At 41.0% G+C, this 21,007-nt stretch carries 20 protein-coding genes; 12 read left to right on the top strand and 8 right to left on the bottom strand.

Annotated elements, in window-relative coordinates; genetic code table 11:
• The first annotated feature begins 267 nt into the window (after positions 1-267).
• The 5 genes from RRG12_RS38195 to RRG12_RS38175 all read left to right on the top strand — a co-directional run bounded on the left by RRG12_RS38195 (position 268) and on the right by RRG12_RS38175 (position 5,988).
• Positions 268-1,431 (top strand): NADH:flavin oxidoreductase/NADH oxidase family protein, encoded by a 1,164-nt coding sequence (locus RRG12_RS38195; RefSeq protein WP_420762794.1) that lies wholly within the window; start codon positions 268-270, stop codon positions 1,429-1,431.
• A gap of 230 nt (positions 1,432-1,661) precedes the next feature.
• On the top strand, positions 1,662-1,844 hold the full coding sequence (locus RRG12_RS38190; RefSeq protein WP_420762796.1) for an ATP-binding protein: 183 nt from the start codon (positions 1,662-1,664) through the stop codon (positions 1,842-1,844).
• A gap of 569 nt (positions 1,845-2,413) precedes the next feature.
• Complete coding sequence (locus RRG12_RS38185; protein WP_420762795.1) at positions 2,414-3,865, top strand: glycoside hydrolase 100 family protein; 1,452 nt, start codon at positions 2,414-2,416, stop codon at positions 3,863-3,865.
• Between the two features lie 209 nt (positions 3,866-4,074).
• Positions 4,075-5,508 (top strand): 16S rRNA (cytosine(967)-C(5))-methyltransferase, encoded by a 1,434-nt coding sequence (locus RRG12_RS38180; RefSeq protein ID WP_420762793.1) that lies wholly within the window; start codon positions 4,075-4,077, stop codon positions 5,506-5,508.
• Between the two features lie 57 nt (positions 5,509-5,565).
• Entirely contained in the window at positions 5,566-5,988 is a 423-nt protein-coding gene (locus RRG12_RS38175; RefSeq protein WP_420762792.1) for a TerB family tellurite resistance protein, read from the top strand.
• 68 nt (positions 5,989-6,056) lie between these two features.
• Here RRG12_RS38175 and psb35 read toward each other — a convergent pair whose 3' ends face one another.
• The gene (psb35, locus tag RRG12_RS38170; protein ID WP_181928519.1) at positions 6,057-6,284 is read right to left on the bottom strand and encodes a photosystem II assembly protein Psb35; all 228 of its coding nucleotides are present in this window, start codon (positions 6,282-6,284) and stop codon (positions 6,057-6,059) included.
• 313 nt (positions 6,285-6,597) lie between these two features.
• Positions 6,598-8,982 (bottom strand): transglycosylase domain-containing protein, encoded by a 2,385-nt coding sequence (locus RRG12_RS38165; protein ID WP_420762791.1) that lies wholly within the window; start codon positions 8,980-8,982, stop codon positions 6,598-6,600.
• 270 nt (positions 8,983-9,252) lie between these two features.
• Between RRG12_RS38165 and folK the strand changes: the two genes are divergently transcribed.
• The 4 genes from folK to RRG12_RS38145 all read left to right on the top strand — a co-directional run bounded on the left by folK (position 9,253) and on the right by RRG12_RS38145 (position 12,492).
• Positions 9,253-9,768, top strand: coding sequence for a 2-amino-4-hydroxy-6-hydroxymethyldihydropteridine diphosphokinase (gene folK, locus RRG12_RS38160; protein WP_420762790.1), 516 nt, complete (start codon positions 9,253-9,255; stop codon positions 9,766-9,768).
• 68 nt (positions 9,769-9,836) lie between these two features.
• Positions 9,837-10,385 carry an NUDIX hydrolase gene (locus RRG12_RS38155; protein WP_069074689.1) on the top strand — a complete coding sequence of 183 codons (549 nt, stop codon included), beginning with the start codon at positions 9,837-9,839 and terminating at the stop codon, positions 10,383-10,385.
• Between the two features lie 7 nt (positions 10,386-10,392).
• Positions 10,393-11,238, top strand: coding sequence for an ADP-ribosylglycohydrolase family protein (locus tag RRG12_RS38150; RefSeq protein WP_420762789.1), 846 nt, complete (start codon positions 10,393-10,395; stop codon positions 11,236-11,238).
• A 450-nt stretch (positions 11,239-11,688) separates the two neighbouring features.
• The gene (locus RRG12_RS38145) at positions 11,689-12,492 is read left to right on the top strand and encodes a prohibitin family protein (protein ID WP_420762788.1); all 804 of its coding nucleotides are present in this window, start codon (positions 11,689-11,691) and stop codon (positions 12,490-12,492) included.
• Between the two features lie 105 nt (positions 12,493-12,597).
• Here the strand turns inward: RRG12_RS38145 and RRG12_RS38140 are convergent, their stop codons facing one another.
• On the bottom strand, positions 12,598-13,059 hold the full coding sequence (locus RRG12_RS38140) for a hypothetical protein (protein ID WP_420762787.1): 462 nt from the start codon (positions 13,057-13,059) through the stop codon (positions 12,598-12,600).
• A gap of 494 nt (positions 13,060-13,553) precedes the next feature.
• On the opposite strand from RRG12_RS38140, the gene RRG12_RS38135 reads away from it, so the two are divergent.
• On the top strand, positions 13,554-13,826 hold the full coding sequence (locus tag RRG12_RS38135) for a hypothetical protein (protein ID WP_420762786.1): 273 nt from the start codon (positions 13,554-13,556) through the stop codon (positions 13,824-13,826).
• Between the two features lie 785 nt (positions 13,827-14,611).
• Positions 14,612-15,520 carry a peptidoglycan-binding protein gene (locus tag RRG12_RS38130; RefSeq protein ID WP_420762785.1) on the top strand — a complete coding sequence of 303 codons (909 nt, stop codon included), beginning with the start codon at positions 14,612-14,614 and terminating at the stop codon, positions 15,518-15,520.
• 215 nt (positions 15,521-15,735) lie between these two features.
• Here the strand turns inward: RRG12_RS38130 and hemJ are convergent, their stop codons facing one another.
• From hemJ to psbQ, 4 genes are all read right to left on the bottom strand, one after another.
• Positions 15,736-16,317, bottom strand: coding sequence for a protoporphyrinogen oxidase HemJ (hemJ, locus tag RRG12_RS38125; RefSeq protein ID WP_069070662.1), 582 nt, complete (start codon positions 16,315-16,317; stop codon positions 15,736-15,738).
• A gap of 322 nt (positions 16,318-16,639) precedes the next feature.
• Entirely contained in the window at positions 16,640-17,491 is an 852-nt protein-coding gene (locus RRG12_RS38120; protein ID WP_069070663.1) for an alpha/beta fold hydrolase, read from the bottom strand.
• A 99-nt stretch (positions 17,492-17,590) separates the two neighbouring features.
• Positions 17,591-18,709, bottom strand: a complete 1,119-nt coding sequence (locus RRG12_RS38115; RefSeq protein WP_420762784.1) for an NAD(P)/FAD-dependent oxidoreductase — start codon at positions 18,707-18,709, stop codon at positions 17,591-17,593.
• Between the two features lie 101 nt (positions 18,710-18,810).
• Positions 18,811-19,266, bottom strand: coding sequence for a photosystem II protein PsbQ (gene psbQ / locus RRG12_RS38110; RefSeq protein WP_420762783.1), 456 nt, complete (start codon positions 19,264-19,266; stop codon positions 18,811-18,813).
• A 533-nt stretch (positions 19,267-19,799) separates the two neighbouring features.
• On the opposite strand from psbQ, the gene RRG12_RS38105 reads away from it, so the two are divergent.
• Positions 19,800-20,228 carry a hypothetical protein gene (locus RRG12_RS38105; RefSeq protein ID WP_420762782.1) on the top strand — a complete coding sequence of 143 codons (429 nt, stop codon included), beginning with the start codon at positions 19,800-19,802 and terminating at the stop codon, positions 20,226-20,228.
• A gap of 89 nt (positions 20,229-20,317) precedes the next feature.
• On the opposite strand, the gene RRG12_RS38100 is transcribed toward RRG12_RS38105, so the two are convergent.
• Positions 20,318-20,812, bottom strand: coding sequence for a hypothetical protein (locus RRG12_RS38100; protein ID WP_420762781.1), 495 nt, complete (start codon positions 20,810-20,812; stop codon positions 20,318-20,320).
• Positions 20,813-21,007 lie beyond the last annotated feature (195 nt).

Here is a 21,007-nt window from a genome sequence, read left to right as displayed (position 1 = left end):
GTATATTCTGATGGTGATGCTGTCATGCTTCTAAAATGCAGCATTTAGGTCATTTCTAAAAATACAGCATTTTACGAGCACACCTGCGGAATCTGGGTTTAAATGCTCACAAATATATTAATTTTGATAAATAAGTTGCCTTACATCCTTCGTTACGACTAGCCGATATAGTGGTGGGTGGTGCGAGAATTGCGATCGCGCCAGAGTTAAACAAGTGCCCTCAATTGCAGTCGTCTATGTTAGCAGTTTATTGATACTAGTCAAAATATGAATAACAATATTACCATCCTTAACCGACCTTTAAAACTAGCCTGTGGGGCAGAATTGCCAAATCGGATAGCTAAAGCTGCCATGAACGAACAGTTAGCTGACGATCAAAACAGCCCTACAAAAGAAATTATCCGCTTGTATAAGCGGTGGGCATTAGGAGGAGCCGGTTTGATGATTACCGGTAATGTCATGATTGCTCGGACAGCTTTGGTTTTACCACGCGATGTTGTAATTGAAGATGAACGGGATTTGCCACTTCTCCAAGAATGGGCAGTTGCAAGCATTGCACAAGGTGGTCATATATGGATGCAGATTAATCATCCAGGACGGCAATCACCAATTTATTTATCACCACAGCCTGTAGCACCATCATCAATTCCACTACAACTTTCTGATAAAGAATTCGCTCAACCCAGAGCATTAACTGAAGCGGAAATTAAACATCTAATCGAACGTCACATTTCTACAGCAAAAATTGCAAAAAAAGCTGGTTTTACTGGTGTACAAATCCATGCTGCTCATGGATATCTAATTAACCAATTTTTATCACCACTTTCTAATCAACGTAATGATGACTGGGGAGGAACACCTGAAAAGCGAATGCGTTTCCTTTTAGAAGTATATCAAGGAATACGTAATTCTCTTGGTCAAGATTTTCCGATTAGTGTCAAACTCAACTCCGCCGATTTTCAACGAGGTGGTTTTACTGAAGAAGAATCTATTAATGTTGTCCAAGTTTTAGAACAAGTTGGTGTTGACTTGATAGAAATTTCCGGTGGAACTTATGAAAAGCTGTCGATGATGGGACAGACAGATATTGCTCAAAAAGAAAGTACACGCCAACGCGAAGCTTATTTTTTAGAATATGTCCGAAAAGTTCGCTCCTCAATTTCTCTACCAATTATGTTAACTGGTGGTTTTCGTTCAGCCGATGCTATGGCACAAGCAATTGATGAAGGAAGCGTAGATGTTATCGGTTTAGCACGACCGCTTGCAATTGCACCAAATTTGCCGATTGAACTTCTAACAAATCGAACTAGCGGTATTACGCTACAACCCCAAATAGCACAGACTAATGATCTAGATCAACAAGGAATGCTTGAGATTATTTGGTATACACAACAAATTCATCAATTGGCAGCAGAAGATAAGTCAGCATAAAAGTATATACAGTCAAATAAATAACCAACAATATAAGTTTATAGATCAATACAGTTCAGATAAGACCAAAACACTTGTAGAGACGGCGATTTATCGCGTCTCGAAAACTCAGTTTCGTGGTAATAACCAAATTCAATCGCCAACTTTCAGAGAGCTAAATCTGACTGCTGAACAAGTTTTTAAAGCTGCTTTAGGAGAACAGTAATGAGCATCGCTTCTCTGTTAACTTAATTATCAATGCAATTCAATACACATCACAAACAGGAAAGGTGACTGATTGCTTATACCGTAGTGACCATTATGCTGTGATTCAGATTCAAAATACTGGTACTGGTATCCCGCAACAGAATCTAACTCGGATTATCGATCGCTTTCTTAGCATTGGCGATCGTTCTGTTGGCTGGATTTTTTGAGTCTACTCCCATAAATACCCCATGTCATCTATCAGTAGGGTAATATATTTAACTCTTGAGAAGTATTGACATATTAAAATTTTTGAGCATTCATATTGCATATTTTGACAAAACGTTATAGATTATTAGGTTATAGGGGAATAATCTGACCTCTTCGTGTCAAAAACTAATCTTGCTCAGGTAAATATACTGCAACCAGTTTTAACTTCACACAAACCCTAAACAGCACTAAAGATATGTTTTTGTTTGGTAAAGCAAAGATTTCGGGCAGATAACGGAACAATAAATAATCTAAAAATATATCTTGTGTGACTGTTGTTAGGAATCATGTTACTACTTGAGGTGGAGAGCAACAACTATAATTCACCAAAACAGTAATAAATTACAGGCAATTAACTAACAATAAAATTGCATAAATGTCAGCAAGTTTATTCATTGTTAGTTGATTATTTTTTTACCAAATTATATTTGCTATTCAAAGAATCGTTTTTGTTATGCTGAGAATAGCAAAATAATAAATGAAGACGCATCTACCACAAATTCACAATCCCAATGGAGTTATTCTGGCGATGCACCTAAACGAATTGGAAACTACTGAAAATTTCAAAGAAGTCGAAGAAGCTTGGCTAACACTAGAAAAATCAATTCTCTACTATCAGGGACGCCCCGTTGGGACAGTAGCCGCTTACGATGCCTCTGTAGAGGCGCTCAATTACGATCAGTGCTTTGTCCGGGATTTTGTTTCTTCCGCTCTAATTTTTCTAATTAAAGGTAGAACAGATATTGTTCGTAATTTCTTAGAAGAAACCTTAAAGTTACAGCCTAAAGAAAAGGCATTAGATGCCTATAAGCCAGGACGAGGATTAATCCCAGCTAGCTTTAAAGTTGTATCAGAAAATGGACAAGAATATTTAGAAGCAGACTTTGGTGAACATGCGATCGCTAGAGTTACTCCCGTAGATTCTTGCCTATGGTGGATTATTTTATTGCGTGCTTACGTAGTCGCCACAGATGACTTTTCTCTAGCCGATCAACCTGAATTCCAAAATGGTATCAGGTTAATCATGGAAATCTGCTTGGCAAATCGTTTTGATATGTACCCAACGCTGTTGGTTCCAGATGGTGCTTGTATGATTGACCGTCGTATGGGCATTTATGGTCATCCTTTAGAACTACAAGTTCTTTTTTACACGGCATTGCGTGCATCTCGTGAACTGCTAATTTGTAAAGGTAATTCTGATATTGTTGAAGCCATTGATAACCGGTTACCTCTTTTATGCGCTCATATCCGCCAGCATTATTGGATAGATATTAATCGCCTGAATGCAATTTATCGCTTCAAAAGTGAAGAATATGGCAAGGCTGCTGTTAATCTGTTCAATATATATGTAGATTCTGTTCCCTATTATGAATTAGATAAATGGCTGCCTAAAAAAGGTGGTTATCTAGCAGGTAATGTTGGCCCGTCGCAGCTAGATACTCGCTTCTTTTCACTCGGAAACTTAATGGCAATCATTTCCGACTTAGCCACCGAAGAACAGTCACAAGCGATTATGACTCTCATTGAGGAACGATGGGATGATTTGGTGGGAGATATGCCAATGAAAATCTGTTTCCCAGCTTTGGAACATGAAGAATACAGAATTGTAACTGGATGTGACCCCAAAAATATCCCCTGGTCGTATCATAATGCTGGTAGTTGGCCAGTTTTAATGTGGATGTTGGCAGCGGCGGCTGTGAAAACTAATAGAACAAGTCTTGCACAAAAGGCGATTGAAATTGCCCAAGGACGCCTCAGTACAGATGAATGGCCAGAATATTACGATGGGAAGAAAGGGCGACTGATTGGCAAACAAGCTCGGAAATATCAAACTTGGACAATTACTGGGTTCTTATTAGCAAAAGAACTGATGGCAAACCCTACTTATTTACCATTAATCAGCTTTGGGAAATTACCAGCAGAACAGGTTTCTAGAGCGTGTGAGTTTGAAATTGCCAGCGTAGACCCATATATGTCTTGATAGGTGAAGTTATTCAATTTTGGATTTTAGATTTTGGATTTTAGATTTTTACTTCAATCCAAATTCAAATCTAAAATTGATATAGTTAGGAGCTATTCAATTTTGGATTTTAGATTTTTCTTGAATCCAAAATTGAAAATCTAAAATCTAAAATTGGCAGAGTTAAGAGTTAGAATACAAAAGCCTTCTGACTCCTGAATTATGTTTCCATGACAAACCCCCGTCAACTAGCTTTTATCGCTCTGCGAGATGTTCACAAGGGGGCTTATGCTGATGTTGCCCTAGATAGAGTGCTGCAAAAAGTTAATTTGCCTGATAACGATCGCCGCTTGTTGACAGAATTGGTTTATGGGAGTGTCAGAAGGCAGCGCACTCTTGATACTCTTATCGATCAACTAGCCACAAAGAAATCTCATCAACAACCGCCAGACCTACGCACCATCTTACATCTGGGTTTTTACCAGTTGCGCTATCAACAGCGTATTCCCGCCTCGGCTGCTGTTAATACTACCGTCCAACTCGCTAAAGAAAACGGTTTTTCTGGACTAACTGGTTTTGTTAACGGTCTATTACGCCAGTATTTGAGAAAAGCAGGGGTGCAAGAGAGCAGAGGGGCAGAGGAGAAAAACTCATTGTTACTCCCCCACTCCCCACTCCCCACTCCCCAATCCCCAATCCCCAATTTTGATCCGTTACAACTTCCAGAAAACCCAGTGGAACGCTTGGGTATTTTACACAGCTTTCCTGACTGGATGATTCAAGTTTGGTTAGAACAATTGGATTTTTCCGAGACAGAACAACTGTGTGAATGGATGAACCAATCACCAACAATTGATTTGCGTATCAACCCGCTTTGTACTTCCATCGAGGAAGTTGAGGCGGCTTTGCAATCTGCTGGTGTTTTGGTGAGACGGATTCCTCATTTACCCCAAGCTTTACGATTGATTGGTAGTGCAGGGTCAATTCAAAAACTACCTGGTTTTAGAGAAGGTTGGTGGACTGTACAAGATAGTAGCGCCCAATTGGTAAGTCATTTACTCGACCCGCAACCAGGTGAGGTGGTAATTGATGTTTGTGCCGCACCAGGGGGTAAAACAACCCACATTGCGGAATTAATGGCAGATAAGGGAAAAATTTGGGCTTGCGATCGCACTTCTTCTCGTCTTCGTAAACTCCAAGAAAATTCTCAACGCCTGAATTTACAATCTATTCAAATTTACACTGGCGACAGTCGCCACTTCAAGCAATTTCAAAACACCGCAGACCGCGTATTATTGGATGCCCCATGTTCTGGTTTAGGAACTATGCACCGTCATGCTGATGCGCGTTGGCGACAGACACCAGAATCAGTCCGAGAACTTTCGGTGCTGCAAAAAGAATTATTAACACATACATCTACTTTTGTCAAACCTGGTGGTGTACTAGTTTATGCCACCTGTACATTGCATCCAGCAGAAAATGAAGAAGTAATTTCCGCATTTTTAGCTGAGTCACCTGATTGGCAAATTGAGGCTCCCAGAGGCGTTGAGTTACCTGATTTTGCCCATAGCACGCCTCAAGGTTGGTTTAAAGTCTGGCCCCATTGCCAGGACATGGATGGCTTTTTTATGGTGCGCTTAAGAAAAACCAATAATTCCGAATGAATACTGTTTGGGATTGTACGATTTGGTGGAGGCCTGAATCTACCAGAGGAGGCAGCAATGGTTTCCCCTTCCAATGTGAAAAACTTAGTTAAAATCCTGATTGGAGCAGCCTGGATTGATGGCAGAATCCAGCCAGAAGAACGGCAATATCTCCGCGAAATAGCTCAAGCAAAAGGTTTGGCTAACGACCCAGAAATTAAGCCTTGGCTGTACGAATTAGTTCCTGTACAGCCAAAAGAATGCTATGAATGGGTGCGGGAGTATTTAGGCGATCGCCCCAGCCTTGAAGATTGCGAAAATCTGATTGAAGCTATCAGTGGCTTAATTTATAGCGATGGCGAAGTAGCCGTTGAAGAAGCTAGACTCCTAACGAAACTGCAAGATATAGCGAAGCCGAATGAGTCAACTCAACCGGCTCACACTACACTTCTCAAACAAATTCAAAAGCTTTACCGCCGTTGGGTTGAAGTGCAAAATTAACAATAGTCAAAAGTCCATAGTCTAATAATTAATGACTAATGACTAATGACTAATAACTAATGACTAAATTATGACTTCGGTTTACCCACACCCGGAGTTTCTTCTTTATCAACTTTAGGCACAAAATCAGGACGCTCTTTGCTTTCCCAGCCTGCGGGGCGTTTTGAGTTGTACCAAGCTATTGAACCAATGGTTACAGCGGCAATAAAACCAACGACATACACCAAGGTAAAAGCCAAGGGAAAGTGAGGGGCAGCATCTATCGCTGGTGCTGCCGTTTGCATAAATACATGCATGAGTATATTCTCCAAGGTTAGGTAACAGTACTTAACACACTATAAAATGAGCGTATCACTTAACATCCCCCTGTAGTTTAGTTTGAGCAACTTCATATTGCAGAGAAAAGGGATGAGGGAGAGAGAGTAGGGAGCAGGGAGCAGGGTGAAAATTCCTCTCCTCAGCACCCCCACCTCGCCCCTCTGCCTCTTTTCTATGCCCCTCAAGAGTGCTGAGTGGGGAATCTCACTTTTTTACTCAGAACTGGCTCAACGCTCCGCTAACGGAACTCGGAACTTGGAACTGTTTTGCCCCATGCCCACCTTTAATTAATTAGTTAGAAGGTCTCAGTCTATCCCGCCAGGATGGCTGTGATGATGAAGAACCTGAAGAACCAGAACTATTTGCAGGAGAGGAAGATCGCCGAGTTCTTCTAGGCGGGGGAGAATCAGATTCTACTCTTCTAGAGCGCCGCCGTGGAGTGGATGATTCTGAGGAAGAGTTACTAGAACTGGATTCTTCGCTGCGTAGGCGTAGCCCGCCGTAGGCATCGCGCCTTCTCCGTCTTGGGGTATAGTTACTTGTTTGCTGATCTTCTTGAGAATAGCTCCTCCTGCTTCTACGTCTCCTAGATGATCTGCTGCTGTCTGCACTTTCTCCCGAATCATCATTAGAGGAGATAGAACGATTTAGGATTTGTTTGGGCTTAATAGACTGGGCTTTAATAGTACCTTTGCGACCATCTAATTTGGGTCGTTTGGGAAACTTTTCTACTGGCATTTCCTCAACCGCTTGTTTCATAAATTCGCGCCAGGTGTAAGCCGCACTACCACTACTGCCATAAGTGGGGCGGTTATCATCGTTACCTAGCCAGACCCCTGTCACCATTTGGGGAATGTAGCCAATAAACCATAAATCGCGGGCTTCATCGGAGGTGCCGGTTTTGCCAGCAACCTGTCTATTACCTAATTGAGCAGCAGCACCAGTTCCCGCTTCTACGACGTTGCGTAGCATCCAAGTCATGATGGCGGCACTGTCAGCATCAAGGGCCCGTTTAGGCTTGAAATTAGCTGACCAAATCACTTTACCTTGGCGGTTGAGGATGCGGGTAATGCCATGAGGTTCTGTATGCAAGCCAAGAGTAGCAAAACTGCCATAAGCGCTGGTCAACTCTAACAAATTGACTTCATTTGAGCCGAGAGCCAAGGAATAGGTGGGCTTGAGTTCAGATTTTATCCCCATATCATGGGCAAGTTTAATCGTTGGCGTAAATCCCATATCAATCAACACTTTCACCGCAATCACATTAATAGAACTGGTGAGAGCGTCTCGGATATTCATGGAACCTCGAAACCTTTCGCTATAGTTTTTTGGTTCATAACCATCTACGACAAAGGGCGCATCCTGGTAGCTATCGTAGGGGCTTTTACCGCTAGCGATCGCAGTGGCATATACAAACCCTTTAAATGTCGATCCTGGCTGCCTTTGTGCCTGGGTAACTCGATTAAACTGGTTTTTGCCAAAGTCTTTTCCCCCCACCATTGCCTTAATTTCACCGTTACGGGGGTCAATGGCCACCATTGCTGCTTGCTTAAAGTTCTCCCAGCGTCCTTGATTTCGCAGCGTTTTGGCAACCGCCTCTTCTGCCACTTTTTGCCAAGTCGGGTTCAGGGTGGTTTCTACTACTAAACCCCCACTTGTGAGCACATCAGAAGAAACATACTTCGGCAATTCTTTTTGGATGTAGCTGGTAAAGTAGGGTGATTCTACTTGCACTCGCTTGGGTAAACTGCTTTTGAGGGTTAATGACTCCTGAACAGCTGCCTGCCTTTGCTCTGGTGTAATAATTCCATCTTCTTGCATCCGTAGCAATACCAAGTCGCGCCGTCGTTTTGCCGCTTCTGGATTCTTGTCTGGGGCGTACAAGCTAGGAGCAGGAGCTAATCCAGCAATCGTTGCCATTTCCGCTAAAGAAAGCTGGTCTGGCGACTTACTAAAGTATACCCAAGATGCATCTGCCACACCGTAAGCTCCAGCCCCCAAATAAACCAGATTCAGGTAACGCTCTAGAATCTGATCTTTGGTTAATTCTTGCTCCATTTTTTGGGCAAGGCGAACTTCTTTGAGTTTGCGCCAGATTGTCTGCTCTTGTTTCAAAAAGAGAATCCGCGTTAGCTGTTGGGTGATGGTGCTACCACCTTCAACCACACCTTGCGATCGCAAATTATTCAAACCTGCTCTGACAATCCCTTGCGGATCAACTCCGTTGTGTTCTTTAAATCTTTTATCTTCTGAAGCGATGAAAGCTTTTTTTAAATTATCTGGTATTTGTTCTAGCTTTAGCTGTTCTCTGGTCGCTTCACCTTGTTGTTGTAATATGGTGCCATCGGCAGCTTTGATAGTTAGCGTTTGCTCTCTGAGTACAGCATTCAACTCGGCCTGATTTGGCAAAGTTTGGTCTATTGAATTAATGCCGTAGATCAAGGCAAATATCCCACCACCTATACCCAAGCCTGCCCAAAACCATAAGCGACGATAGAGTGGTTTACCGCCAGTTGCCTGATTGGCCTTCATCCTAGATGGTAAAATTTTCATTTTGCTCAGTAACTGCCTCGCCTGCGCCAGATGTGCTGGTGGTAAGCTCTCATTTGTTCCTCCTTGTCCAGAGTCACTCAAATTGGTTGGTCTTCGCTTGAACCAGGAGGTAAGCTTCCCCACGTCAGTTCCTCGCTCAAAGTAGTAACTATATAACCACCATCAATCAACTTTGGGGTTAGCGCACCACCATTGTGTTAGTATAATATCCTATAAATAATTAACTAAATTCACCATAAAATAATGTTTTTTAGATTTGGTTAGTTTAGTTTTGTAAAAATGCTGCAATTTTGATAACTATTCTGAATACAAAAGCTATTGGCATTTTCTGGAACAAGCGCAGCAAAGTATCCGCAAAAACAGCCAGAAAACGGCTCAATTAAGGAGAGTAGGATGCCAACGGCGAGCAACGCCTACACTAAACCCAGACGAAGCGCTCTTGCCCTTGGTAGTAATATCGGCGATTCACAGACGATTTTAGAAGCAGCTATAGAGCTTTTAGCCCAAACACCAGGTATTCTCTTAGAAGCCAAATCCAATTGGTACCAAACTAAAGCCGTCGGGCCACCACAGCCAGATTACCTAAATGGCTGCGTCACCTTGCAGGTAGAGATGCTACCTCAGCAGTTATTAGAAATTTTGTTAGGAATTGAACAACAATTTGGGCGGGTGCGACAGGAACGCTGGGGGCCACGAACCCTGGATTTGGATTTGTTATTATTTGATGACTTTATTGTAGATACACCAAATCTCCAGATTCCCCATCCGCGAATGCGGGATCGGGCCTTTGTGTTAGTACCACTGGCAGAAATTGCCCCAGATTGGGTAGAACCAGTTTCTGGGTGTGTTATTAAAGAACTGCTGAAAGAGGTAGACTGTTCAGATGTACATTTATGGATGGGCAATTAAAATCACCATCCTTAAACGCAGAAGAACGCTGATTTCGCCTCTGTATTCACAGATAATCAGATTTTATTATGCCATTAGGTAGAGAATTACCACAACTACTAAAACAACGCCTGTTTTATAAAGGACGCAAGTTTGATTTTGAAGTTAATCGCTTGCGTTTACCTAATAAATCGGAAGGAGAATGGGAATGTATTCGTCACCCTGGTGGTGCTTTAGCTGTACCGGTGACACCAGAGGGTAAACTTGTGCTGGTGCGCCAGTATCGTTTTGCAATTCAGGGACGGATATTAGAATTTCCGGCGGGAACTGTGGAAGCAAATGAAGAACCTTTAGAGACAATACAGCGTGAAATTGAAGAAGAAACTGGTTATAGTGCCAAAAAATGGGATAAACTAGGCGAATTTTTCTTAGCTCCCGGCTATTCTGATGAAATTATCTATGCTTTTCTGGCGCGAGATTTGGAAAAGCTGGAGACACCACCACCACAAGATGGAGACGAGGATATCGAAACTGTATTTTTGACTCCCGAAGAATTGGAGAAAGCGATTCTGGAGGGAGAACCGGTAGATGCTAAATCAGTTTCTAGCTTTTTTCTGGCGCGTCCGTTTTTAATTTAATACCCTTATGCTGCTAGAGTTAGCGATCGCAGATGCCTACGGTGCAGGCTTTGAATATGCTGATGAGATGATCGTTAACAACGATTTGAGTCGATACGTCGAGCATCCGCGTTTTCGACTCATTCCTGGCAGCTATACTGACGATACCCAGATGAGCATTGCCATTGCCGAAGTAATTGTTGCTCAAGCACCGTGGACACCAGAAGTTTTAGCCGATAGTTTTGTTAGAGCCTTCAAGCGCGATGAGAGGGAAGGTTATTCTCGAAGCTTCTACCATTTTCTGGGAGAAATTCAAGATGGGGAAGAGTTTTTAAGCAAAATTAACCCTGATAGTGACAAAAGCGGAGGGGCAATGCGTGCAGCACCCATTGGCATCTATCCCACACCAGAAAAAGTCATTGAGGCGGCAACAATTCAAGCAGCAATTACCCACAATACACCTGATGGAATCAATGCTGCCGTTGCGGCCGCCCTAATGTCACATTATTTTATCTATCGACTGGGAGCAAAACGCAAATTAGGACTATTTCTCAAAGGTTATGTATCTGGAGAGTGGTCTAAACCTTGGGAAGGTAAGGTAAAGTCCAAAGGCTGGATGAGTGTCAGGGCTGCGATTACTGCGGTGATGCGAAATGACAGCATGAGCGAACTTTTACAAGATTGTATCGCTTTTACCGGGGATGTAGATACAGTAGCGGCAATTGCACTGGCTGCTGGTTCTTGTAGCGAAGAAATTACACAAGACATTCCCCATAATCTTGTCACAGGCTTAGAGAATGGAGCTTACGGTAGAGATTACCTTATTGGGTTGGATAAACAGCTAATGAGTTTGGTAAACAAAAAGACGAGCTAAATGTAATACATGGGTTAATGGCAAACTTGCCTTTTCAATACTACGATTTTTCGATATTATTACAGTAATTTAGGTAAATATAAAGCTAGCCTAATCTTCATTAGCTCCAAGTTGGAGTAGTAAAGTACACATTGGCTGCTTAACTATATACCTGTATATTCAATACATTAACTGCTCAGTCAGGGACTTACTTATTAGTAATATAGGACTCATATTTGATTTCTGAAAAAACTCAGTACAACTAAGAAGCCTTCTTGACTGTTGCCTATTGCCTATTGCCTGCCTACGCAAATGAGTTCAGAAATCAAAGCGGATTCCTATAATGTTTTGTTACTTAGCTAGAGTGATATGAAAATTGACTTCGAGCCAAAGTTATAAGAGCATGACAGGAAGAAGCTTACAACTCCTAAATATGTGTCTCAAGACAAGACGCATACATGTTTCACACAGATGAAAAAAAATACAACTTTTAATAGTGCTGGCAAACTGACTGCTCTTTTGTTCCTGATAACTCTTTTCCTCACGCCTTGTGTGATTGTAAATGCAGGTGAACGTGGTGTATTGATGAAATTTGGCGAAGTCCAAAACCAGATATTAGGAGAAGGACTTCACTTGATTATTCCTGTAGTGAATACTGTAAAAAAGTTGAGTATTCGAGTCCAAAAACAGGAAATTTCGACTGAAGCTTCTTCCAAAGACTTACAAAATGTTTTCACCGATGTAGCTCTCAATTGGCATATTATTCCCCAAGAAATAAATGCCATTTTTCAAGAAATAGGAGATGAACAAGATGTAGTTATTCGGATTATTAACCCAGCAGTTGAAGAAGTTATAAAAGCAGTCATGGCAAAGTATACTGCTGAAGAAATTATTACTAAACGAGGAGAAGTCAAAAGTGGAGTAGATGATGCATTGTCTACACGACTAGGTAGCTATCACGTTGCAGTCGATGATATTTCTCTAGTTCATGTCCATTTTTCAGAACAATTTGGTGAGGCGGTAGAGGCGAAGCAGATTGCTGAACAAGAAGCAAAACAAGCAGAGTTTATCGCCCTGAAAGCAACAAAAGAGGCTGAAGCAAAAGTTAATTTAGCCAAAGGAGAAGCTGAAGCCCACAGATTATTACGTGATGGTTTAACTCCAGAAATATTACAAAGGCAAGCAATACAAAAATGGAACGGTAAGTTGCCATTAATTGTAAGCAAGGAGGCTCCAAAGTTGTTGAATTTAAGTGAATTTTTAAAATTTGATTAAAGTTGATATTGCTTTTTACGAAATATCTACTAGATATACATAGTAGGGGTTTACAGATGTGTACACCCCATAATCGATTCCTTTATAAAAAGGTGATGAACTAAATCAACTGTTAGAGAATAAAATGGGAGAATCAAGAATTTTCAACTGGATCAAGAGCATAATCAACAGAGTATAAACTGTTGAGGAAATTAGACCAGTGAATAATTCTTTTTTGAGATTATGCTCTTGAGGTTCCTTTTGAAAAATGTCCTTAGAACCGAATTGCATCAAGAGAATTCCCACAATATTAGAGAGCCAGTACCCTATAATTGAACAAGGTAGAAGTAATTTTGGGGAAAGTAAACTACATGCATATCCAAAACCATAAGCTATTGGCAGATTAAATAGTAAGTCATTCCACCAACATAGTGGTGACAACAAATATCCCAGTACCAGAAAAAATCCACCTCTGAGTTTTCTGAAAATGTCTTTTTTGAACTCTTTTGGAGTAGATTGTTGTAATTGCTCTGGCGCTGTGTCTCCTGTTACATTCAACTCTTGACTAACGTTTTGGACGCTTTCCATAAAAACCCACTATTCCTATCGTCTTAGTGTAGTTTAGTATATAAACTAAATCAAAGTCTAGTACAAGAGTGATAACATTTTGGCTTTTTGATGCTGAAAGTTTTACCACTGAATAGTTTCAGCAAAATAGTAAAAAGCAAACGAGAGGTTTAAATCAGTTGCAACTTAACAATATCTGATTTCTACCAGAGGTGCATAAGTAAGTTCCCTTCTTGCCTAATCTGGGTTAGTCCTTCGGTACTTGAGCAAAATAAAAGTATTTATACACCATTGAGACAATCAACACTATTTTTCGCTCAATAGAATTTGAAAATAAAAGTATATTTTTATAAATTATAGCACACGATGAGATCCAATACTGATATTAGAATGCCCAGAGCATCCTTATGCATGGTTATTGAGGAGTAAAAATTTTATGTTTTTTCATATAGTCAGGGCAGAAATTTGAACTAATAATAGCTACAATAAAAATACTGAGTCATATTAATAGGAACATGACAGATTTAACTCCAAATAGCACATTTTTAATAACAGGAATTATTTTTATAACGATTGCTGTAATCGGGCAATCTAAATTAGGGTTTATTGAAATTAATCCTGGTTGTTTTGGTAGATTATTGGCTCTATTGATTGGCATTTCGAGCCTATTATATGCTTTAGGATTACTCAATTTTTCAGCCGGAAGCCTTGACTTCTTAAGAACTTCTCTGACAGAACAAATTAAACAGAGTATAAGTTCAATAAATGATCTTTTACAAGGATCTTAATAAGGTTAAAAATTTTATTTTTAGGTGAATTTCAATAACTTTTTTATCAAAAAAAGGAAAAGGTAAAAACCTTGCCCGCAAGTGGCGCGAAATAATCCTTGTATCGCAAGGTAGGTCGAAACCCATTGGTGTCAACTTAAGCTAGAAATAGCTTTGCTGCGGGATATCTAGTCATCTTCAGATGACTTTCGCTATGATTCTTGGAACTTCAGTTCCTTGCGGGACATAGTTTTTGCGTTAAGTTGACACCAATGGTCGAAACCCCGCCCCTATAGCAGTCCTAAATCATTCATGAAAAATTAGATCCTCCACTTTTCAAAGAAGTGGGGGATCTGGACAACGCAAATTTTCACAACTCATTTAGGATTGCTATAGTGGGTGGCTTAGTTTAATTGGGTTAGCGTAGCGGAGCGTTAGCCCATTGCAAATTGCTAATTTGTTTCATTACTAGCCCTAGCGACTGGAAGTCGCGGCTATACAGACAAAACTCACCTCCGTGGGTTAAAAACCCTTGATTTTTCAAGCTTTTCACGGAGGTGTACTTGGTTTGTGTAGTAGCGAATTCTATTCGCCTAATACTTTTCAAACATCCTCTTAGAAGAATAATTCTCATTAATAGAGCTACAATACCTTGCCTTTGCGCGATCGTTAGTTACTCGTCTTAGCGTCACTATAGTAATATAAAATTTTTGCTTGAGCCTTTTGGATAAGCGTATAGTTTCAAACATCGTCAATTTTTGTCATGATGTTTATACTTAGCTATAGGTCAATGAAGCAGGTGCAATATGAAACTACAAGATTTTTTGGGAAAAGAGGAGAAATGGGGATTTGAGGCGATCGCAGATGACGCAGACTTGGCTCGTCAGATTCAGATATTGTTAATTGGCTTAGGTTTGCTAGAACCCCCAGCCGATGGGAAATTTGGCCCTGTTTCTGTGATCTCTCTCAAAAAATTTCAAGAATTAATAAAAACTGAAGAGAATGGCTTTTTAGGAGCAGTCACAGCCAAGAAACTGATTGAAACCAAACCAGATGATCTTCCTAAACCCCCTTTAAAGCTTGGTAATGACATTGCCAGCAAAATTGTGAAATATATGCTCTCCAAGAATTATGAGGTATTCACTAACCTCAAAGAATACAACATTGTTTATATAGAGGGTATAAATGCAGACTGGACTCTCAACAATGATGCGCCCAATGAATTTAATGACCGGCGGATTGTGATTGAAGTCGTAAATGGTGTTCCTAAAATTGTTGATCACTGGGAAGCTACTACAGAACCAGGGAAGTACTACACTTATACACCAATGAATTCCAAAGGAGCAGCGAGGATTCAGTTTGGGCAATACAAAGCTTGGGCTGTTGGTACTCACGGCACAGCAGAACCTCACGAAGCATTAGTGCAAGTTGGAGATATAACTGTTTGTAGAGATTTCAACAAAGATTTTAAACGGACTGGCGACAAACTTGATACAGGCGATAATTTTTATGTGAATCAGCACTACGGCTTTGATTTTCCCCGAAATGATATTCGCCTTGCTAGTGCGGGTTGTTTAGTGGGGCGTACCCGTGAAGGACATAGAGAGTTTATGGCGATTATTAAACAAGATCGCCGTTATGTTGCTAATCGCAAATATGCTTTCTACACTACTGTGATTCCTGGGGATGATTTACTGAAAACGTTTCCAGGATGAAGTAATTAGTGGTAGAGACGCACAGTTATCATTTAGAGCCAGGGCGAAATAGAATTTACAGCTATACAAACATAGACGCTTTGCGTCTACTCTTAAGAGAACCCTTGCAGCGAACCCACAAAGTAGTCAGCGCAACCGGGCTGAAGAAAAATTGAGGGTTTGAAACCCACTGAGGTGGGTTTTGCCTTGTGTAGTTGCGGTTTCTAATCGCCCTTTTAACTTTGTTCTTGTGGTTGCCCTATCTGTGCTGTCAGCTTCTCTTTATCCTGCCTGCGTTTTTTGGCGTAAAGTTGAATAGTGACTGCCATCAAAATAATCATGGCGAAAATAGCCCAAGCAGCAATATCTGTAGGTAAATTATTCTTAAATACAGCTAGTAAGACGATCGCTACTAACATAACTGTAGGCGCTTCATTTAAAGCACGTAATTGCTGACCACTCCAGCGACATTCATCTACTGCTAATTTCTTCATCAGCCGAGCGCAGTAATGATGGTAGCCAATTAAAATAGCGACAAACAGCAGTTTTATATGCAACCAACCCTCTTTTAAAACATCCGGTTCAGTACTTACTAAACCAATAGCCATTGCGATCGTCACGTACATTCCTGGGTTCGTGATGATGTAATAGAGACGCTTTTCCATCAGTTGATACTGATTTTTCAGTATCGTTCGCGCTGGTTCCGGTTCAAGGTTCGCTTCAACGTGATAGATAAAAAGACGTACTAGGTAGAACAAACCAGCAAACCAAACTACAAATCCAACAATATGAAAGGCTTTAAACCATGAATAAGCCATGAATCATAATCTCCTTTATTTGTGGTTGCAATCCATTTTTAATGGCAATAAAAAGTAGTCAGAATTCAGAATTCAGAATTCAGAATATTTCACCCGTTAAAGGATAGATTTTTAACAAGAAATAACATTTCAATTCTGCCACTCAATCTTCCATCTAGTGGACTAAAGTGATGATTTTGCATCCTCTACTAATTGATTCTGATTCCTGAATTCTGAATTCTGACTCCTGAATTCTGACTCCTGATATTTTGACTCCTGAATTCTGACTCCTGATATTTTGACATTCATTTTTATAATATCGATTTTTGCCAAAGCTATATTATCAATGAGCATCTTTACGACGTACAAAGGGTAAAAGGTCTTCCAAAATCGTCTCGTGGTAGTGTTCTTGAGGATAATGTCCGACGTTATTAAGTTTTATTAATTCGGTATTTGGTACGGAATTGGCAAAGTTTTCGGCAATGTCTACAGGTAGCCAAGGGTCAATCATACCCCATTGAATGAGAATTGGCTGTTGCCATTCTTTAAAGCCAGATTGTATTTCTGTCATGGCTGAATCAAGCTGTAAATTGCGAATACTTGCTAATAGACTTCGACCAGATGCAGAAGTTTTCAAAAATGGTTTTCGATAAATATCTAAATCTTTATCTTCTATGCGATAACGGCTACCACCTTCTAGCGTCCGGTCAACTAATAGGGGGTCTTGGGTCATTACTTCACCTGCCAAAGGTAAACCCATTTGTTTAATTTTCCAAGGTAATTTGGCAGCAGTTGAAATTGGTGTATTTAAGATAACTAAATTGGCAATTTGTTCTGGATGACGTAACGCATATTGTAGTCCTACAGAACCTAAAAAACCTTGGACAACTAAGGAAAAATTTTCCAGTTCTAAAGCTTTAATAAATCCTTCTAAAGCTGTGATAAAAGCATCAGGAGTATAAGCAAAATCTCGTTTTTCTGGTTTAGCAGAAAAGCCGTAACCAATCCAATCGGGAGCGATCGCTCTTGTCCCCTGATTCGCCAAAGCAGGTATAATATGACGCCAACTGTAACTTTGTGAAACTAAGCCATGTAGCAACAACACAGGCGCTAAATCACTTCTGCCGATTGGTAAAGATTCCCGATAAAACCATTCCAGTGAATCTACATTGATTTTATGTTCTGTTATTGACACGTTATTTTCCTATATTGGGGATTGGGTACTGGGTACTGGGGATTGGGTACTGGGATATTGATAAGAAGAATTCAGTCCTTAGTCCCCAGTCCCTAGTCCCTAGTCCCTAGTCCCCAGTCCCTCATTCCCCATTCCCTGAGAAATAATCATCTCACGAATCGCATAAGCTGTGGCGGGTGCTAGTAAAACGCCGTTGCGATAGTGTCCGGTGGCTAGGAGGATGTTACTAAACCCTGGCAACTTACCAATAACTGGGGCTGGACGACCTTCAGGACGGGGACGTAAGCCCGACCAAGTGCGGATAATTTTTGCTGTGGCTAATTCTGGGCAAAATGCGATCGCTTGTTCTCTAACAGATTCCAACAGTTCTTGATTTGGCGGTATCTCATCGCCATTGCTAGGAAATTCCACAGTTGCGCCTATCCAATAATCTCCACCGCCCACAGGAACAATATGGACATCATTACCCGTTATTGCTGGTTGGAAATCAGGATTACCTAACGGATGCCCCACACGCATTTGCAATGCTTGCCCAAGTACAGGGCGAATATCAATTATCTGATTTAATTTTGCTGTTAGGGGTGTTGAACCTAGCCCCGCAGCGATTACAAACCAATCTGCGGCTATTTTTCCTTCTGTAGTCTCTAGTTGATTGCAAAATTCAGATGTTGAGGTTTGGGCATCCAAAACAGTTACGCCAAATTTGAAAGTTACCCCATTTTGCTGGGCAGCCTCAACTAAAGCTAAGGTGAGGGCAGTTGGATCAAGCTGGCGGTCTTGCGGAGAATAGACAGCACCAGTAATTTTTTCGTGAGCAACTTGAGGACAAATATTTTGGAGTTTAGTGGTGTCCCAAATTTCTAAATTCCAGCCTTGAGAGTGGCGAATTTCTACAAGCTTTTCCCATGCTGCTAAATTCTCCTCTTGCAAACCCAGACTGAGAATTCCCTGGCGATTAAAAGGAATTTTGCGACCTGTTAAAGCTTCTAACTCAGGAATCAAGGTTTCATAGCGCTGGATGCTAGTTTGTCGCATCTGCCAAGCTTTACCCTTGATTTTTTGGCTGATTACGCCCATTAAAACGCCAAGTGCAGCGCCCGTGGAAGCTTGTGCTGGTGGTTGGCGATCGCAAACTGTAATTTTTAGCCCTTTTACTAGACTCAGTTGGTATGCGATCGCAGCCCCAACCACACCACAACCGATAATAACTACATTCATAACTTGTGTTTCAAGTGAGGAGTAAGAAGTTAGGAGTTAAAAATTCCTAACTCCTAACTCCTAACTCTTAACTCCTGTACAGACGCGATTAATCGCGTCTCCTAACTTTCTTCTGTTTTCGGAAGCAGATCGAGGAATTTGTCAATCTCTGCGAAAGCAGCTTGGGATTGGTTCAAGGCAACTAGAGGATTGCCGGCACTAGTAGCTTTATCGAGTTTAACCAGGTCTTTAAAAAAATCTCGCGTTATTTGACGTGCTTTGGGTTGGTCTTCGGGTAGAAGGTTGGGAGTTACATAAGTCAGATTTAGCTTTGCTTCTGTTATCGGGCCATGTATAAAGTTACGCACATTGATCCAATCACCTTTTTTAATCAGGGTTGTCAATTCTTCTGAGCGATCGCGCACAGCCTGAATTTCAGGAACATAAGCCTGAATTTTTTCAAGTTGTACTGCTGTGTAAGTCGGGGGTGCGATCGCAACACCAGGGCCACCACAACTAATCAGGAATGTGGCCAATAGTACTAGGAAAAATGAAAAAATCGAGCGTTGACGCACCATATATTCAACTTAATTGCTTTTGGTTTACCGATTCACAGTGTCATTTTAGATCGCTAGCGCAGTCAATCGTTCTTGTCAGCCAAGGATTTTGCAGAAAATCTTGATATTTTTTCCAAAGCGCAGAGTTTCATCTGCTTTTGAGGAATTTTTAAGTACAATTACTTAATAGGTGTTAGTCAGTCTCAACAAGAAGCAATTTTTGGCATCTGTTAATGAGAAGGAGTCAGAATGGGCTAAACGCCCCGCTATCGCTAACAGAATTCAGGATGATCCCACGGATAAACCTTTTTAGAGAGGGGTTTTCAAGATTCTGTGAAAAGTCAGATCCATTTCTGGCAAACTCACTATTCTGACTTCTGACTTCTGAATTCTGAATTCTGTTTAGTAACGAGGATTGTTAGGAAAATATGATTTAGAGTTGCTAAATTTAAAAGGTCTTGATAAGCTGAAACACCAATATATATAAGCCTTCTGGCGATTTTTATCTCTTCACATCCCCGAAGATGCCGACGCAATCATAGGAGTGTTTTTTAGTGAACGCAGCTGAACAGGCAACGAACCTTGAACTCGCCAGCAACATTGCTACGGTAGTTAATTTGTTCAAATTCGAGTTTCCTGATGCCAAATCCGATCTCAAACCCTGGAAAAATGACCCGGAAACCAGGGAGTTAGTCGATCCAGATTCTATAGATATTGGCTTTCACTTTCCTGGTATTAGCAAATCTTGGCGAAGTCGTAGTATTTTGATTCAAATCCGATTTTATCAAGATCCCATCAATAATTCCCGGCGTGCGATCGGTGTGGAAGTAGCTGGATTCGATCATCGCGGTGAAGCGTGGCGACTTTCGACGGTAGAAAACTGGAGTGTTGTCGGCGCATCTTCGCCTTCTGGTGAAATTGAGAATAAGCTCAAACAGATTTGCCGACAAATTTTAGAAGTATTTAATAAACCAAGTGGTTGAAGAAGGCAGGAGGCAGGAGAAAACCTCTCCTATTTTCGCGCAGTGTCTCGCTGAAAAGGGAAGAGGTTTTTGCATTTGGATTGGCGAGACTAGCCAAAATAAGAAAAGACTACCAATTTAAAGCTTGGAATAACAAGAATCTCTGCTTCGTCTTTGGAGGAGTAGTAGCTTCCTTTTTTAGAAGCAGCGAGAAGGATTTGAGAAAACAGTGAGCGACTTGCACCCGAACAACCTAAACCTGGCCAAGAGACTTCACTCGTCCATGAATTCGGAACTGGTGTTTCTTTCCATGAACTATAGGTGTAGCGGCGCTCTTTGCTTTTTCTTGAATAGATAGCGTCGTTAAAAAAATCAAGCCCTTCGCGGGAAATGGCATCCGCAGTTGCATTTGATAGTCGAAAGATAGCTGCGCCACAACCCTCTCGAAGACCACTCTTACCGCCAATGTGTATGGCGTAGGTTATCCCAATTTTCGCCGGAATCAAATCACGAAACCAATAGTAGTTAAAAGCCGACCATGCTAGATATACAGTAATAATTATTGAAAAAATGATTGAGATAATGATTTTTAAACCTTTTTTCATTAGCCAAGCAAAGGAGTTGAACAATTCAAAGGTAATTTCCTATCGTAGCAAAGGAAAATAAAGCGATCGCAATAACTGTAAATATTTTTATTTCTCTACTTAACGAGTCTTTTATCTCCGTCAACGAGTCTTTTATCTCCGTTAACGAGTCTTTTATCTCCGTCAACGAGTCTTTTATCTCCGTCAACGAGTCTT

The sequence above is a fragment of the Nostoc sp. CALU 546 genome, assembly GCF_048836525.1.
This window is presented reverse-complemented; position numbering and strand designations above follow the sequence as displayed.